This is a genomic window from Streptomyces sp. NPDC107562 (genome assembly GCF_055657325.1).
Genome location: NZ_JBVKBE010000007.1, coordinates 251,061 through 265,513, shown reverse-complemented (window position 1 = coordinate 265,513; position 14,453 = coordinate 251,061). Strand labels below are relative to the sequence as shown.

General features: G+C 72.2%; 13 protein-coding genes. 8 read left to right on the top strand and 5 right to left on the bottom strand.

What is annotated here, in order from left to right; all coding sequences use genetic code 11:
- Window positions 1-91: 91 nt before the first annotated feature.
- Genes ACZ7LV_RS21525 through ACZ7LV_RS21515 form a run of 3 tightly spaced genes read right to left on the bottom strand, consistent with a single transcriptional unit; the run spans window position 92 to window position 2,138 of the window.
- Window positions 92-790, bottom strand: coding sequence for a DUF6338 family protein (locus ACZ7LV_RS21525; protein WP_471941337.1), 699 nt, complete (start codon window positions 788-790; stop codon window positions 92-94).
- 30 nt (window positions 791-820) lie between these two features.
- Window positions 821-1,444, bottom strand: a complete 624-nt coding sequence (locus ACZ7LV_RS21520) for a hypothetical protein (protein ID WP_471941336.1) — start codon at window positions 1,442-1,444, stop codon at window positions 821-823.
- A gap of 13 nt (window positions 1,445-1,457) precedes the next feature.
- Window positions 1,458-2,138 carry a hypothetical protein gene (locus ACZ7LV_RS21515; RefSeq protein ID WP_471941334.1) on the bottom strand — a complete coding sequence of 227 codons (681 nt, stop codon included), beginning with the start codon at window positions 2,136-2,138 and terminating at the stop codon, window positions 1,458-1,460.
- A 19-nt stretch (window positions 2,139-2,157) separates the two neighbouring features.
- Here ACZ7LV_RS21515 and ACZ7LV_RS21510 point away from each other — a divergent pair, with 19 nt between their 5' ends.
- Window positions 2,158-3,111, top strand: coding sequence for a CHAT domain-containing protein (locus ACZ7LV_RS21510; RefSeq protein ID WP_471941333.1), 954 nt, complete (start codon window positions 2,158-2,160; stop codon window positions 3,109-3,111).
- A gap of 15 nt (window positions 3,112-3,126) precedes the next feature.
- Here ACZ7LV_RS21510 and ACZ7LV_RS21505 read toward each other — a convergent pair whose 3' ends face one another.
- Window positions 3,127-4,074, bottom strand: coding sequence for an LLM class F420-dependent oxidoreductase (locus ACZ7LV_RS21505; RefSeq protein ID WP_471941332.1), 948 nt, complete (start codon window positions 4,072-4,074; stop codon window positions 3,127-3,129).
- On the bottom strand, window positions 4,071-5,300 hold the full coding sequence (locus ACZ7LV_RS21500; RefSeq protein ID WP_471941331.1) for an amidohydrolase family protein: 1,230 nt from the start codon (window positions 5,298-5,300) through the stop codon (window positions 4,071-4,073). Before ACZ7LV_RS21500 ends, ACZ7LV_RS21505 begins: the two co-directional genes overlap by 4 nt.
- A 226-nt stretch (window positions 5,301-5,526) precedes the next feature.
- On the opposite strand from ACZ7LV_RS21500, the gene afsR reads away from it, so the two are divergent.
- From afsR to ACZ7LV_RS21465, 7 genes are all read left to right on the top strand, one after another.
- Window positions 5,527-8,469 carry an SARP-family global regulator AfsR gene (gene afsR / locus ACZ7LV_RS21495; protein ID WP_471941329.1) on the top strand — a complete coding sequence of 981 codons (2,943 nt, stop codon included), beginning with the start codon at window positions 5,527-5,529 and terminating at the stop codon, window positions 8,467-8,469.
- Window positions 8,470-8,549: 80 nt separating this feature from the next.
- A complete protein-coding gene (locus tag ACZ7LV_RS21490) occupies window positions 8,550-9,233 on the top strand; it encodes an alpha/beta fold hydrolase (RefSeq protein WP_471941327.1) in 684 nt (227 codons plus the stop codon).
- A gap of 269 nt (window positions 9,234-9,502) precedes the next feature.
- A complete protein-coding gene (locus ACZ7LV_RS21485; RefSeq protein ID WP_471941326.1) occupies window positions 9,503-9,682 on the top strand; it encodes a hypothetical protein in 180 nt (59 codons plus the stop codon).
- Window positions 9,683-9,939: 257 nt separating this feature from the next.
- Window positions 9,940-10,392, top strand: a complete 453-nt coding sequence (locus tag ACZ7LV_RS21480; protein ID WP_471941325.1) for a phospholipase — start codon at window positions 9,940-9,942, stop codon at window positions 10,390-10,392.
- A gap of 221 nt (window positions 10,393-10,613) precedes the next feature.
- Window positions 10,614-12,041, top strand: a complete 1,428-nt coding sequence (locus ACZ7LV_RS21475) for an O-antigen ligase family protein (protein WP_471941324.1) — start codon at window positions 10,614-10,616, stop codon at window positions 12,039-12,041.
- A 102-nt stretch (window positions 12,042-12,143) separates the two neighbouring features.
- Window positions 12,144-12,782, top strand: a complete 639-nt coding sequence (locus ACZ7LV_RS21470; protein ID WP_471941493.1) for an HAD family hydrolase — start codon at window positions 12,144-12,146, stop codon at window positions 12,780-12,782.
- A gap of 106 nt (window positions 12,783-12,888) precedes the next feature.
- The gene (locus tag ACZ7LV_RS21465; protein ID WP_471941322.1) at window positions 12,889-14,076 is read left to right on the top strand and encodes a helix-turn-helix domain-containing protein; all 1,188 of its coding nucleotides are present in this window, start codon (window positions 12,889-12,891) and stop codon (window positions 14,074-14,076) included.
- Window positions 14,077-14,453 lie beyond the last annotated feature (377 nt).

Below are 14,453 nucleotides of genomic sequence, written 5' to 3'. Positions count from 1 at the left end.
ACGACGGGCCGCGGAGGTCGTCCTGCGGCGAGGCGTGGCACCCCCGCGCGAGGAGAGACTCCCATGACATCAGGCAAACGCGGCCAGAAAGCTACGGTGCGGCCGGCCCGGACCCCTCCCCCGCCGCCCCCTCCTCCCCCGCCACCGCCCCCGCCCCCCGCTCAGCGAGCGGGTAGCTGACGAAGACCGTGACGATCCGGCGGGCCGACACGCACGCGGCGCTCCAGGGAAGCGGCCGTGCCTCGGTATCGCCGGGCGGCCGGTACTTCAGCGGCTGCACCAGCACGAGGTCCCGGTCCGGCGAGTCGTCGGCGCTCACGTTGAAGGACGCCTGCCGGCCCTCCAGGTAGGAGCCGTCCTCCAGCAGACACCCGACCACGGGGTTCTCGCCGGGGTACCACCCGTCGAACAGCATCCACCAGGCGGACATGCCGGACGGGTGGCGTCCGGCCGCGGCGCGCATCGCCGCCGCCGCGGCCAGACCGCACGAGAAGGCCAGCAGGCCCGCTCCCCACCAGCCGAGCGACACGTAGTGCTCCCGCACGTAGGCGCCGCCCTCCCGGACGAGCCGGCCGACGTCCGGTGTCAGCCCCGGCAGGAGACTCCTCACCACCGCGAACAGCGCCAGCGTCACGAACTCGGTGGAGACGCTCCAGAAGACGACCGCACCGCTCTCCCGGAAGGCACTGGGCCGCCGCTCACTGCTCCGGCGCTCCCGCAGGACGACGAACGTCAGTCCGGGCAGCAACAGCACGACCAGCAGCAGGAGGCCACCGCCGGTGGTGGGCATGGGCACCCTCTCTTCGGGGCGGAGGGGCCGTCAGTGCCGGTCCCCCACCGGATCCAGGTCGCGGAACCTGATCTCGTGCTCGATCACGGGCAGCATCTGGGGCATGCCGTCCTCGACGACGTAGTACCCCTGCGTGGGCAGCCCGATGGCCCACGTCACGAGATCGTCCAGCGTCGCCCGGGCGTCCCGGAAGCCCTCGACGACGTGCTTTCCCGCCCTCTCCCCGACGGAGACGATGCCCAGGGCGTCCATGACCTTCGCGGGGGTGTGGTACGAGTATGCCGGCGCGTACCCGCCCGTCGACGCGGAGGCTATCTCCGTCCCGCTGCCCCGGTACTTCCCGCCCGTCTTCTTCAGCATCTCCGCGAGCGCCATCCCGTGGAACAGACTCAGCGCGACCTCCTGCGCCGTGTGCGCCGCGTTCGACGCGAGCCCCGGGTGGTACGCGACGTCCACCGGACCCTCGTCCAGAAGTGCCAGGAAGTGCCGCACCACCGGATTCCGGCTGTGGAGCAGCCTGTGCAGTTGCTCGTGGGGCGCTATCCGGAACTGGACGTCCTCGACGAGCAACGTCGTCGCGACTCCCGTCCTCAGCCTGACGTCGACCTGGAACCGATCGTGTGCCGTCACATGTCCGGGCCTGTCTGAACTCATCGGGCTTCCCCCCTCATTCCTCTGTCAAAAACTTCGCCTTGTCGACCGCGGCGTGACCCTTCACCATTTTGATGAGCACATGCCACACGCCTCCCTTCGCCAGGTCGAACGAGACCAGGCACCACGAATCCTGGACATCCTCATTCACCCAGCGAAGAGTCAAGTCGCTCTCGGAGATTCCCTCTTTTCTCACGAGGTAGCGCTTCGCCAGATCCACCAGCTGGTCCTTGGAGAGCTGCGCGGTTTCCCGCTGGCCCGCGGTCTGGTCGGCGACCGGTTCGCTCCGCCGCTCCGGCAGCTCTTTCGGTGCCGCGGTCGGTGCGGCGACCGGTGCGGTGGTCGGTGCGGCGGTACGGCCCTGCAACTTTCTGCGCAGGAACTTCGCCGCGTTGTTCCCCGTCGAGAGAAGCGCCGCGAGACCTCCGGCGGCCGCCAGTCCGTCCCCCCAGTCGTGTCCGCCGCCGTCACCGTCCGAGTTGCCGTCCGCATTTCCGTCCGCATCGCCGGAATCGTGGGCGGCCGCATACCTGTTGAGTAAGTCGACAACGCGTGGGTCGGCTTCGCTCACCATCTGCCGTAAGTAGTCATCGGCGTCCATTACCCCCCGATCCATGAAGAAGATGTGGAGGGTCGATTCCCACCCAGAACGAAATCCATGCGGCACCAAGGCGCCCGACAATCCGGTGGAGATCATTCCGTTAAGGAGGCAGGAGATGAACGCGAGCGACCTTCGCGAACGGCTGGGGCAGAAACGCAGGGAGCGCACTGAGGCGGAACAGTCGGCCGCCGCATTCGGACGCAAGGAGGCCCGCGAACGCGCGTTCGCCTCGAAGGCCCGCGCGAGCGCGTCGAGCGGGACGGGCGTGGACGCGTCGGCGGACCTGGCCATCGCCGAACAGCACGAGAGCCAGGCCGCCCGGGCCGCCCGGGAGGCCGACCTGTGGAGCCGCAGAGTGACGGAACTGCGCGGAGAGTCGGCGGTGATCGAGGCCCTGCTGCGACTGGCCGAGCAGCACGAGGGCACGGGGCCGAACCCGGCCAGGCCGGAGAAGCTGCGCGTGCTCATGCTCGGGGCGGGGCCCGAGGGGGAACTGCGGATCGCCCGGGAGCAGGCCCGGATCCGCGACGCCGTACGGGCCGCCACGCACCGGGACCTGGTGGAGATCGACGCGCACCCCGCCGCGACGGCGGCGCATCTGGTCACCCATCTCCCGCGCTTCCGGCCGCACGTCGTCCACTTCTCCGGTCACAGCAGCGAGGAACTGCTCTATTTCGAGCGGGACATCGACGAACGGCACTACGGCGCCGCCGTCACGGCCGAGGCCTTCGCCCACGCCCTCGCGGCCGTCGACGAGCCGCCGCGACTGGTCGTGCTGAACTCCTGCGCGTCCGCGCCTCAGGCCGAGAAGCTGATCGGCACGGTCCCGTTCGCCATCGGCATGTCCGACTCCATCGGGGACATGGACGCCATCACCTACGCGGCCGGCTTCTACACCGCCCTGTGCGAAGGACAGTCCCTCCGGGGGGCCCACGCCGTCGGGAAGGCCGCGATCGAACTCCAAGGGCTCACCGACCACGACCTCCCCACCCTCTTCCACGCCCCGCGCCTGGACCCGGGGACGACCTACCTCGTCAGGCCGCCCTCCGACGACGCGCGGAGCTCCTGAGGGCGGCGCCCGACCTCACAGCGCCGGGGCGACCCGCGTGCCGAACGCCTCGATCTGGTCGACGAGTTCCGTGCGGCTTCGGCTGCGGAAGCGGACCTGGATCTGGTCCACGCCCATCGCCGGGTACGCGCGCAGCGACTCGGCGAGGGCTTCGGGCGGGCCGCTGAGGGTGCGGCGGCCGACGTCCCAGTCGGGTGTGCCGACGTACAGCGGCTCGGCGATCGCGCCGACGGTGAGCGGCGTGTCGACGCCGGCCTGCGCGCGCAGCCGTCGCAGCGTGGCGATCTGCCCGGGCAGCCGGTCGCGGGGGTCGCCCTGCGGCAGCCAGCCGTCGCCCTTGAGCGCGGCCCGGCGCACCGCCGCCGGGGAGGATCCGCCGACCCACAGGGGGATGTGCGGCTGGGCGGGCCGGGGCAGTTGCCCGAGGCCCTCGAAGTCGTACAGCTTGCCGTGGTGGACCGGGAACTCCTCCGGCCCCAGCGCGGCCCGCAACGCGTCGATGGTCTCGTCCAGCACGGCCCCGCGCCGGGTGAAGTCCACCCCGAGCGTCTCGAACTCCTCCCGTACGTGACCGGCGCCGACGCCGAGGATCAGCCGCCCCCCGCTGAGGTGGTCGAGGGTGGCGTACTGCTTGGCGGTGAGCAGGGGGTGGCGCAGGCCGACCACGGCGACATGGGAGAGCAGCCGGACGTGTTCGGTGACGGCGGCCAGGTGGGCGAGTGTGGCCACGGGGTCGTACCAGACCGTGCTCATCGCGGGGGCGAGGCGGCGCGGGACGCCGACATGGTCGCAGCAGGCGATGTAGCCGAACCCGGCCCGGTCGGCGGCGCGGGCGACGGCCACGAGGTCGTCGGGTCCCGCACCGGCCTCCCAGGGTTCGGCGTAGAGCGTGCTCTGGGACTGGACCGGGAGCTGGATGCCGTACTGCGGACCGGTCCCGCCACCGGCGCCTGAGCCGGTCACCGCGTCCCTCCGGGCCACAGCCCGTCCTCCGTCAGCCCCAGCAGTTCGATCGCGTTGCCGCGCACGATGCGCTCGACCACGTCGGCGTCCAGATGCCCCATCTGGGCCTCGCCGACCTGCCTGGACTTCGGCCAGGTCGAGTCGGAGTGCGGGTAGTCCGTCTCGTAGAGGACGTTGCCGACTCCGATGGAGTCGAGGTTGCGCAGTCCGAAGGCGTCGTCGAAGAAGCAGCCGTAGACGTGCTCGGCGAACAGCTCGGACGGCGGCCGGTGGACCTTGTCGGCGACGCCGCCCCAGCCCCGGTTCTCCTCCCACACCACGTCGGCGCGCTCCAGGATGTACGGGATCCAGCCGATCTGGCCCTCCGCGTACATGACCTTGAGGTTCGGGAAGCGTTCGAACTTGCCGCTCATCAGCCAGTCGACCATCGAGAAGCAGCAGTTGGCGAAGGTGATGGTGGAGCCGACGGCGGGCGGCGCGTCCGCGGAGGTGGAGGGCATCCGGCTGCTGGAGCCGATGTGCATCGCGACGACCGTGCCGGTCTCGTCGCAGGCGGCGAGGAAGGGGTCCCAGTCGTCGGTGTGGACGGAGGGCAGACCGAGGTGCGGGGGTATCTCGGAGAACGCGACGGCGCGCACGCCCCGGGCGGCGTTGCGGCGGACCTCCTCCGCGGCGAGCGCGGGGTCCCACAGCGGGATGAGGGTGAGCGGGATCAGCCGGCCGCGCGCGTCGGGCCCGCACCACTCCTCGACCATCCAGTCGTTGTAGGCACGGACGCACAGCAGGGCGAGCTCGTGGTCCTTGGCCTCGGTGAAGGTCTGGCCGCAGAAGCGCGGGAAGGTCGGGAAGCAGAGGGCGGACTGGACGTGGTTGACGTCCATGTCGGCGAGGCGGGCGGGAACGTCGTACGAGCCCCGGCGCATCTGCTCGTAGGTGATGACCTCCAGCTTGATCTCGTCCCTGCTGTAGCCCACGGCGGTGTCGAGGCGGGTCAGGGGCCGGTGCAGGTCCTCGTAGATCCACCAGTCGCCGATCGGGCCGTCGTCGCCGGGCCTGCCCATGACGGGCTTGAAGCGGCCGCCGAGGAAGCTCATCTCCTTCAGCGGGGCCCGGACTGTGCGGGGGCCGGTGTCGGCGTACTTCTTCGGGAGGCGGTCCTGCCAGACGTCCGGGGGTTCGACGGTGTGGTCGTCGACGGAGATGATCTGCGGGAATCCAGTGTCCATGGGGGCACGGTAGCGCTGATCTGACGGTCCGTCAGCTACTCGGCGGGCGACCGGGGTGTATCTCGGACGCCGCTTCGTGCTCAGGTCAGTGCGGAAGTGTGCGAAGAGGGTGTGTGGGGCGTGTGGGATCCCGTGCGCCCGGCTGTGACTGCGGTCTCGGGCTGCTGACTCAACCGCCGGAGCAAGGCAAACTGACAGCATTGCTCATGTTGTCTAGGGGGACGCTATGGACGGGGTGCCGGCACAGAGGCGTCCGGGCGGAGCGGGAGAGCCCGTCGCGCTGCGCTTCGGTGTGCTCGGACCGGTGCGTGCCTGGCGCGGCGGCGAACCGCTCGCCACGGGTTCCCCGCAGCAACGCGCCCTGCTGGCCGCGCTGCTGCTGCGCGAGGGTCGCACGGCCACAGCGGCGCAGCTGATCGACGCGCTGTGGGGCGAGGAGCCGCCGTCGCAGGCGCTGGCCGCGGTCCGGACGTACGCCTCCCGGCTGCGCAAGGCGCTGGATGCCGACGTGCTGGTCAGCGAGTCCGGCGGCTACGCGATCCGCTCGGTCGGGGACGGCGCCCTGGATCTGGCGGTCGCGCAGGACCTGGCGGCCGAGGCCGAGAAGGCGCGGGGCGCCGGGGACCTGGGCCGGGCGCGCGAGTCGCTGGCGCGGGCGCTGGACCAGTGGGACGGGGAGGCGCTGGCGGGCGTGCCGGGGCCGTACGCGGACGCACAGCGCGTCCGGCTGGAGGAGTGGCGGCTGCAACTCCTCGAATCCCGGTTGGACATGGACCTGGAGCAGGGCTGCCACGCGGAGGCCGTCTCCGAACTGACCGCGCTGACGGCCGCGCACCCGCTGCGGGAACGCCTGCGGGAACTGCTGATGCTGGCGCTGTACCGGTCGGGCCGCCAGGCGGAGGCGCTCGCCGTGTACGCCGACACCCGGCGCCTGCTGGCGGACGAGCTGGGGGTCGATCCCCGGCCGGGGCTGCGGGAGTTGCAGCAGCGCATCCTGACGGCCGATCCCGGCCTCGCGGAGCCGTCGGCGCCGGTCGCCGAGCCGTCCGCCGCCCCGGTCCGCCCGGCGCAACTCCCGGCGAGCGTGCCCGACTTCACGGGGCGCGCCGCGTTCGTGGCCGAGCTGAGCGAGGTGCTGGCGTCGGCGGACGGCCGGGTGATGGCCGTGTCGGCACTGGCCGGTATCGGCGGCGTCGGCAAGACCACGCTCGCCGTCCATGTGGCGCACCGGGCGCGCTCGGCCTTCCCGGACGGGCAGTTGTACGTCGACCTGCAAGGGGCCGGTTCCCGGGCCGCGGAGCCGGAGACGGTGCTGGGTTCGTTCCTGCGCGCCCTCGGCACGCCCGACTCGGCGATCCCGGACTCGCTGGAGGAGCGCGCGGCGCTGTACCGGTCGGTGCTGGACGGCCGCCGGGTCCTGGTGCTCCTGGACAACGCCCGCGACGCCGCCCAGGTACGGCCGCTGCTGCCCGGCACGGACGGGTGCGCGGCGCTGGTCACGTCCCGGGTGCGGATGGTGGACCTGGCCGGGGCGCACCTGGTCGACCTCGACGTGATGTCGCCCGACGAGGCGCTGTCGCTGTTCACGAAGATCGTGGGCGAGGAGCGGGTCGCCGCCGAACGGGAGGCGGCGCTGGACGTCGTCGCCGCGTGCGGCTTCCTGCCGCTCGCGATCCGCATCGCCGCGTCCCGCCTCGCGGCCCGCCGGACCTGGACGGTCTCGGTCCTCGCGGCGAAGCTCGCCGACGAACGCCGCCGCCTCGACGAACTCCAGGCCGGCGACCTGGCGGTCAAGGCGACCTTCGAGCTGGGGTACGGGCAGCTGGAGCCCGCCCAGGCACGGGCGTTCCGGCTGCTGGGCCTCGCCGAGGGGCCGGACATCTCGCTGGCCGGGGCGGCGGCGGCGCTGGACCTCGCGGCCGAGGACGCCGAGGACCTGCTGGAGTCCCTCGTCGACATGTCGCTGCTCGAATCGGCGGCACCCGGCCGCTACCGCTTCCACGACCTCGTGCGGCTCTACGCGCGCGCGTGCGCCGAACGGGACGAGCACCCGCCGGGCGAGCGGGAGGCGGCGATGTCGCGGCTGCTGGACTTCTACCTGGCCACCGCCGCCGGGGTCTACGCGATGCAGCGGCCGGGCGACCGGCTGGTGGATCATCTGGAGGTCACGAAGTACCCGGGGCTGTCCTTCGCCGACCGGCACGCCGCACAGGACTGGCTCTACGCCGAGGCGGGCGCCCTGCTGTCCTGCGTGCGCCGGTCCGTGGGCGACGGGCGGCTGCGGCGGGCGGTCGACCTGCTGTGGGCGGCCAAGGACCTGGCCGAGTCCGGGGCCAACGCCCGTGAGTACGAGATCGCCGCCAACGCCGCGCTGGAGCGCGCCCAGGCGGCGCGGGACGCGTGGGCGGCGGGGCGCGCGCTGACCACGCTCACCGACGTCCACATGGTCGCCGGGCGCTTCGATGAGGCCGACGCGGCGGCCGTCGAGGCCCTGCGCATGGCACGGGACGCGGCCGACCCGGTGGCGAGCTGCTGGGCCCCCAACACCCGCGGCATCGTCGCGATCTACCAGAACCGGCACGCCGAGGGCGAGTTGCACCTCAACACCGCGATCGACAACTTCCGCGGCAACGGCAACCGGCCCGGCGAGGCCAGCGCCCTGTGCAACCTGTCCCGGATCCACCTGGCCACCGGGCGGGTCGACAGCGCCATCGCCCTGGCCCAGCAGGGCATCGACATCTACGACGGGATGGGCAACGCGCTGCGCGGCGCCAACGGCCGCTACGCGCTGGGGCTGGCGCTCACCCGCAGCGGGGATCTGCGACGTGCGGCGGAGAGTCTGCGGGAGGCGCTGGAGACCTTCCGGGACAGCCGTCAGCGCCTCTGGGAGGGCATGACCCTCTTCCGCCTCGCCGAGGTGGACCTCGCTGCCCGGCGCGCGGCCAACGCGGCGTCCAACGCGGAGATGGCGCTGACCGTGCTGCGCGGCATCGGCGGCGAGTGGCGTCGCGGTCTGGTCCTCACGGTCCTCGGCCGCGCCCTGAACGGCCTCGGCCAGACGGGCCGCGCCCAGGTCTGCTGGCGGGAGGCGCTCGGCATCTACGAGGAACTGGACGCACCGGAGGCGGCGGAGGTACGGGAACTGCTGACACCGGCGGCGGTGGCGTAGGGCGGTGAGCGGAGCCCGTTGTCAGAGGCTCCCGATAGCGTGCCGGCAACCAGATCCGACTCCTCTTCGGGAGGACCACCATGGACATCCTGCTCATCGCCGGCTTGTGGCTCGACGGATCCGTGTGGGACGACGTCGTGCCGGAACTCACCGCGCTCGGCCATCGTCCCGTGCCGCTCACGCTCCCGGGCCAGGGCGACGGCGCTGCCTCCGCGACGCTTGACGATCAGCTGGCGGCGGTGCTCGCAGCGGTGGACGCGGCGCCCGGAAAGCCGCTGGTGGTAGGGCATTCGGCGGCGTCGACCCTGGCCTGGCTGGCCGCCGACGCACGACCGGAGAAGGTGGCCAAGGTCGCCCTGATCGGCGGCTTCCCCGCCGACGACGGGCAGGCCTACGCCGCCTACTTCGCGATCGAGGACGGCGCCATGCCCTTCCCGGGCTGGGAGCCCTTCGAGGGCGCGGACGCCGCCGACCTGGACCAGCAGACCCGCGACCGTCTCGCGTCCGCCACCATTCCCGTTCCGGAGGCGGTCGCCAAGGGAGTCGTACGCCTGACCGACGAGCGCCGCTTCGACGTCCCCGTGGTGGTCGTCTGCCCCGAGTTCACCCCGGTTCAGGCCAAGGAGTGGATCGCCACCGGTGAGAGCCCCGAGCTCGCTCGCGCCACCCACCTCGCGTACGTGGACATCGACTCGGGCCACTGGCCCATGGCCTCCCGCCCCCGCGAACTCGCCCGCGTCCTCGCGGAGATCACCGGCTCCTGAAGGGTGTCGCGGAAGGCCCGGTGCGGATGCGGGCGCGTTCCTCGCGTTCGCGGGATCCGCCGGGACGGGCGCGATGGGCGTTCAGCGAACGTTTATCGCCGTCCGGCATGCTCACTCATGTCGCTCTCCGCAGGCGGGGGAGGCGGAGCGACGCCTGGGCCGTGAGGTTAGTCTGATCGGCCGATTGACGCCCGGTCGGCGACCCGCGGGGGAGTCGCCGACCGGGTGTCGGACCTCTGGCCTGAGAAAACAACCGGGAGTTGACCGTCATGAGCGAGAAGAAGAGCGAGCCCGTCGTCGAGCCGCTGGACCAGCACGCGACCGGCGAGGAGCTGACGACGCAGGACCAGCACGCCACCGGCGGCGAGGCCAAGCTGCTGGACCAGCACGCCACCGACGAGGAACTCACCACCCAGGACCAGCACGCGACGAGCGAGCCGGCCAACTGAGTCAGCCCGACGGGGTACGGCCGCGGCGGCGCGGAGGGGAGCCGCCGCGGCCGATTCATGTCCAGGGAGCCCCGCACGGCTCATAAGTGACGTGCCGTCACACCAGCCCCGGAGGTTCACGTTCCGATCGCCGGACCGCGCCGAGAGTTCAGAGATCATTCGGGCCGGGACGGTGTGAAGGAACTGTCGCGACGGCCATCATCTTGTCATGAACCTGTAGCCCGACAGGCGGGCAACAGCCTCATGGAGGTGTGGGAATGCACCGCAGACTCGCGACCACTCTCGCCACCGCGACCTTCTCCCTGGCCACCGTCGTCGCCACCGCGACGTCCGCCGGGGCCGCTCCGGCCGACAAGCCCCAGGTCCTCTCCAGCTGGACGCAGACCAGCGCGTCCAGCTACAACGCCTGGGTCGCGGCCCGCGCGAATCAGGGCGCCTGGTCCGCGTACGGCTTCGACTGGTCGACCGACTACTGCTCCACCTCGCCGGACAACCCCTTCGGCTTCCCCTTCTCCACGTCCTGCGCCCGCCACGACTTCGGCTACCGCAACTACAAGGCCGCCGGCTCCTTCAGCGCCAACAAGGACCGCCTCGACAGCGCGTTCTACGAGGACCTGAAGCGGGTCTGCAACGGCTACAGCGGCGCCACCAAGACCGCCTGCAACAGCACCGCCTGGACGTACTACCAGGCCGTTCGCGCCTTCGGCTGACCCCGGCCGTCCCCCGGGCGGAGCGCCTGACCCACCCGGCGCTCCGCCCGGGGAGCTCGCGCCGGCCACGCGACCGGGCCGGCGCACGGTGAGGGACATGAACACCGTGCCGGGGAGGCGGGGCGCCGTCGCCGCCGCGAGTGGCGCCGTCCCTCCAGCCGCACGCGACCGTTATCCCCCCGGTCACCCCCGCGTCGCACCGGGCCGCCAGGCTCGCGTGCATGGCAACCGACCGGAGCACGCCGGCGGACCCCGGACCGGCGTACGCGTTGATGCAGATGATCCCGCTCGCGGCCCTGTCCGTCGTGTTCCTGGACACGGCCACCGACTTCTTCCCCGACGACCCGCTCGTCGGCGTCGTCACCCCCACCCGGCTCGCCCTGCTGGTGGGGCTGCTCGCCGTCGCCGTACCGGTGCGGGGCAGACCACGGACCCGGCTGCGGGACTTCCGGACGCGGCTCGACCTGCCGGTCGCGCTGCTGCTCGGCGCGGCCGTGGTGACGACGTTCCGCGGCGGGCATCCGACCGCACCGCTGCGCGGGCTGCTCACCGCGATCGCCTGCTACTACCTGGTCGTGGGCGTGCGCCGCACCCAGCCCGAGTCCTGGCGCGCGGTGGGCCTGCTCGCCCTGGCCGGTGCGACCGCCGCCGCTGCCGCGGCCTTCTCGCAGGTCACCAACGAGACCCCGACCGGCTTCTGCCGCACCGGCCTCCTCACCGACGTCGCCTGCGACTCCGGCGGCCCCGGGGTGCTGATCCGCGCGACCGGCACCTTCGCCAACCCCAACCTCCTCGCCGCGTTCCTCGTCCTGCTGCTGCCGTTCGTGCTGCTCGCCGCGGTGTCGGTCGACGAGCGCACCGCCCGGACCGTGATCCTCCTGGCCGGCACGCTCGGATACGGCGCCCTGCTCACCACGTTCTCCCGCGCCGGATACGTCGCGGGAGCCGCCGGCCTCCTCGTCCTGGCCGGCGCCCACTGGCTCGCGCCCCGTCTCGCCGACCGGGCCCAGCGCCGGCTCACCGCGGCCGTCGGGCTCCTCGCTCTCGGGGGCGCGGCCGCCGCGATCTGGACCGTGTCCCGGGCCGGGGACGCGCTCGGCGTGCGCGGTCAGGCCTGGGACGCTGCGCTGGACATCGCGGTGCGCAATCCGCTCGGCGTCGGCCTCGGCCGCTCCGGGGCCGTCATATCGGCGACGGCCCCCGGTGGACGCACCTTCGTGCACGCCCACAACATGTGGCTGAACTGGCTGGTGGAGACCGGCCCCCTGGGCCTGCTCGCCCTCACCGCCGTCACCGTCGTCGCCTGGTCCTCCGCGGCCCGCGCCGCCCGCGCGAAGTCGGCCGTCGGAACGGTCGGCCTCGCGTCCCTGACCGGCTTCTTCCTGATCGGCATGATGGACCACCCGGCCAACCTGGACCGGATCGAGATGCTCTTCTGGCTGGTCCTGGCGATCGTGATGGCGGAGACTCCGACGGGGTGGCGCATCGACAAGGACCGGGTCTCCCCCACGTACACCTCACCGCCCCACCACCCGGGACACGGCCCGCACCCACCCCGGACCACGATCCCGGCCCAGCCAGTGGCTTCGCCGCCGGCAGGAAGGAAGGTCGGGGACAGTGCTCCGTCTCCGGAGGGCACTCGCGGGTAGCCGTCGGAGCACGACGTCTCGTGCGATGCGGCGAAGAACCGGCCGACCAAGCCCGTCCGGCAGGAACCGTGTGCGAGCGCGGCGCCGTACCCTGCCACGGTGATGGAGACCATCGTGTTCGACGTGGGCGAGACAATCATCCGGGACGACCGGTACTGGGCCTCGTGGGCCGACTGGCTGGACGTCCCGCGTCACACGCTGTCCACGCTCGTGGGAGCCGTGGTCGCCCAGGGCCGCGACAACGCCGACGCACTCCGGCTCCTCCGCCCTGGGATCGACGTGGCCGCCGAATACCGGGCCAGGGAGGACGCCGGCAGAGGAGAGCAGCTCGACGAAGGCGACCTGTACGACGACGTACGTCCCGCCCTGTCGGCACTTCGCGCGGCCGGAGTGCGCGTCGTGATCGCGGGCAACCAGAGTGCCCGCGCAGGCGAGTTGCTGCGCTCCCTGGACCTTCCGGCCGACCTTGTCGCGACCTCACAGGAGTGGGGCGCCGCCAAACCGCACCCAGAGTTCTTCCAGCGAGTTCTGGAGGTCGCACAGGCGCCGACGAGCACGACCGTCTACGTCGGGGACCACCCCGCCAACGACGTCTTCCCTGCGAAGACGGCCGGACTGCGCACCGCGCACATCCGACGCGGGCCCTGGGGACATCTGTGGGCCGACGATCCCGAAGTGGTGGCCTCGGCGGACTGGCGGATCAGCAGCCTCCTCGAACTCGTGGACATCGCAAGAGGCTGACCGACGGAGCCACACTCACCGATCCGGGTGGGACGTGGCCGTCGGCGCCAACCGAGCGTGCGAGAACGGGTACGGTCCGCGGTGGACGCCACCGAACGGAGCCGTCATGCCCGTGCCCGGAAAGGGTGGAGCAGGCGCGCGGATCGCCTACTACCGCAGTGCTACCCGCCCCAAGCTCACGCAGCGACAACTCGCCGACGCGGCCCACGTGTCCCTCGGCACCATCCGCAAGATCGAGCGCGGGGAGCGCGTCCCCAACGATGCCACTCTCGATGCCCTCGGCCGAGCGCTGGGAGTCGACCCCTCGCTCCTGCTGAGCGACCGTGGCCCGACCCGCACTCGCGTGCACGAGGCGCTGCCCTCGCTCTCCGCCGCGCTCGCCACGTACGACCTTCCGGAGGATGGGCCCATCCGTCCTCTTGCCGAGTTGCGCACGGCCGCCGCCGAAGCATCTCGCTGGCGTCTGGCCGCCCAGTACACGCCCCTCGCGGAGGCGTTACCGGACCTGCTCGTCGAACTGACCCGCGCGCACCACGCGGTTCCGGTCGCTGAGCAACCCGAGTCGGCCGCACTTCTGGTGCGAGCCTGTCGATCCGCCGACGCGGTCGCCTTCAAGTTCGGTGCCCACGACCTTTCCGCTCGCCTGGTGGAACTCATGCGCTGGGCCGCAGCCAAGGCCGACGACCCGCTGCTGGCCGCGTCGGTGGCCTACGTGCGCGCCGAGACCTTCTTCGCGGCCCGGGCGCATGCGGCCGGGCTCCGTGCTCTCGAACGCGCTCTGGAAGCCGCGCCGGCTCCCACCACTTCGGTAAGAATCGCTGCGAAGGGCGCGCTGCACATGCGGGCCGCAGTGATGGCGGGCAGGGCAGGTGACGGGTCATCGGCCGTCACGCACCTGCGTGAGGCGAGGGCGCTGGCCGCCCGACTGTCCGAGGGTGTCTACTACGGGACGGCCTTCGGCCCTGACTCCGTGAACATCCACGAGGTATCCGTTGCCGTCAGCCTGGGAGACGCGCACGTCGCCCGGGCGCTGGACATCGCCGCCGCGTGGCGGCCCCCGGGTGACGTGCCTGCCGAACGGCGCTCCGGGTTCTACATCGAACTGGCCCGCGCCCAACTGTGGTCAGGCCTCTCGGACGGCGCATTCGAGTCCCTGAAACATGCGCGGCACATCGCCCCGCAGCACACTCGGGAACACCCCTGGGTACGTGAAGACACCGCCGTCCTGCGCCGTTTGAAGCGTGCCGATTCGGAGGCCCTCACCCACTTCGCCGAGTGGTGCGCCGCCATCTGATCCGACCGTCCGGCTACCCCTCACCGGGGTACTTCCTGCTCCTCACGGGCGCCACCATCTGCCGAGGAAGAACGCATGGAAAGCCCGGCGACCGCCCCCAACGGCTCCCGGGCGTGGCCCGCGCTGACGAGGAGCGTCGACGATGTCCCGTGCTTCACGGATTCTCGCGAGAGTGAGCGGCCGCAGGTTCCGGCGGCGACCCACCAAGGAAGCCCCGCACCGCACGCCGACGCCCGCACCAGCCGCAGCGGGCCCGCCGGACCGCCCTTCGCCCGAGATGTGGGCGGCGATCCTCATCGGGGCGCGGCGGCGCAGGGTGATGCGCCGACGGCGGTTCCGGGCCGGGCCCGTCCTCGCCTCGGCGGCAGGCACCCTGA

Excerpts from the sequence above, each read along its gene's own strand:
- ACZ7LV_RS21500 (WP_471941331.1), bottom strand. The coding sequence starts at position 5,300 with ATGGACACTGGATTCCCGCAGATCATCTCCGTCGACGACCACACCGTC.
- ACZ7LV_RS21510 (WP_471941333.1), top strand. The coding sequence starts at position 2,158 with ATGAACGCGAGCGACCTTCGCGAACGGCTGGGGCAGAAACGCAGGGAG.
- ACZ7LV_RS21515 (WP_471941334.1), bottom strand. The coding sequence starts at position 2,138 with ATGATCTCCACCGGATTGTCGGGCGCCTTGGTGCCGCATGGATTTCGT.
- ACZ7LV_RS21485 (WP_471941326.1), top strand. The coding sequence starts at position 9,503 with ATGAGCGAGAAGAAGAGCGAGCCCGTCGTCGAGCCGCTGGACCAGCAC.
- ACZ7LV_RS21525 (WP_471941337.1), bottom strand. The coding sequence starts at position 790 with ATGCCCACCACCGGCGGTGGCCTCCTGCTGCTGGTCGTGCTGTTGCTG.
- ACZ7LV_RS21520 (WP_471941336.1), bottom strand. The coding sequence starts at position 1,444 with ATGAGTTCAGACAGGCCCGGACATGTGACGGCACACGATCGGTTCCAG.
- ACZ7LV_RS21490 (WP_471941327.1), top strand. The coding sequence starts at position 8,550 with ATGGACATCCTGCTCATCGCCGGCTTGTGGCTCGACGGATCCGTGTGG.
- ACZ7LV_RS21475 (WP_471941324.1), top strand. The coding sequence starts at position 10,614 with ATGGCAACCGACCGGAGCACGCCGGCGGACCCCGGACCGGCGTACGCG.
- afsR (WP_471941329.1), top strand. The coding sequence starts at position 5,527 with ATGGACGGGGTGCCGGCACAGAGGCGTCCGGGCGGAGCGGGAGAGCCC.
- ACZ7LV_RS21470 (WP_471941493.1), top strand. The coding sequence starts at position 12,144 with ATGGAGACCATCGTGTTCGACGTGGGCGAGACAATCATCCGGGACGAC.
- ACZ7LV_RS21480 (WP_471941325.1), top strand. The coding sequence starts at position 9,940 with ATGCACCGCAGACTCGCGACCACTCTCGCCACCGCGACCTTCTCCCTG.
- ACZ7LV_RS21465 (WP_471941322.1), top strand. The coding sequence starts at position 12,889 with ATGCCCGTGCCCGGAAAGGGTGGAGCAGGCGCGCGGATCGCCTACTAC.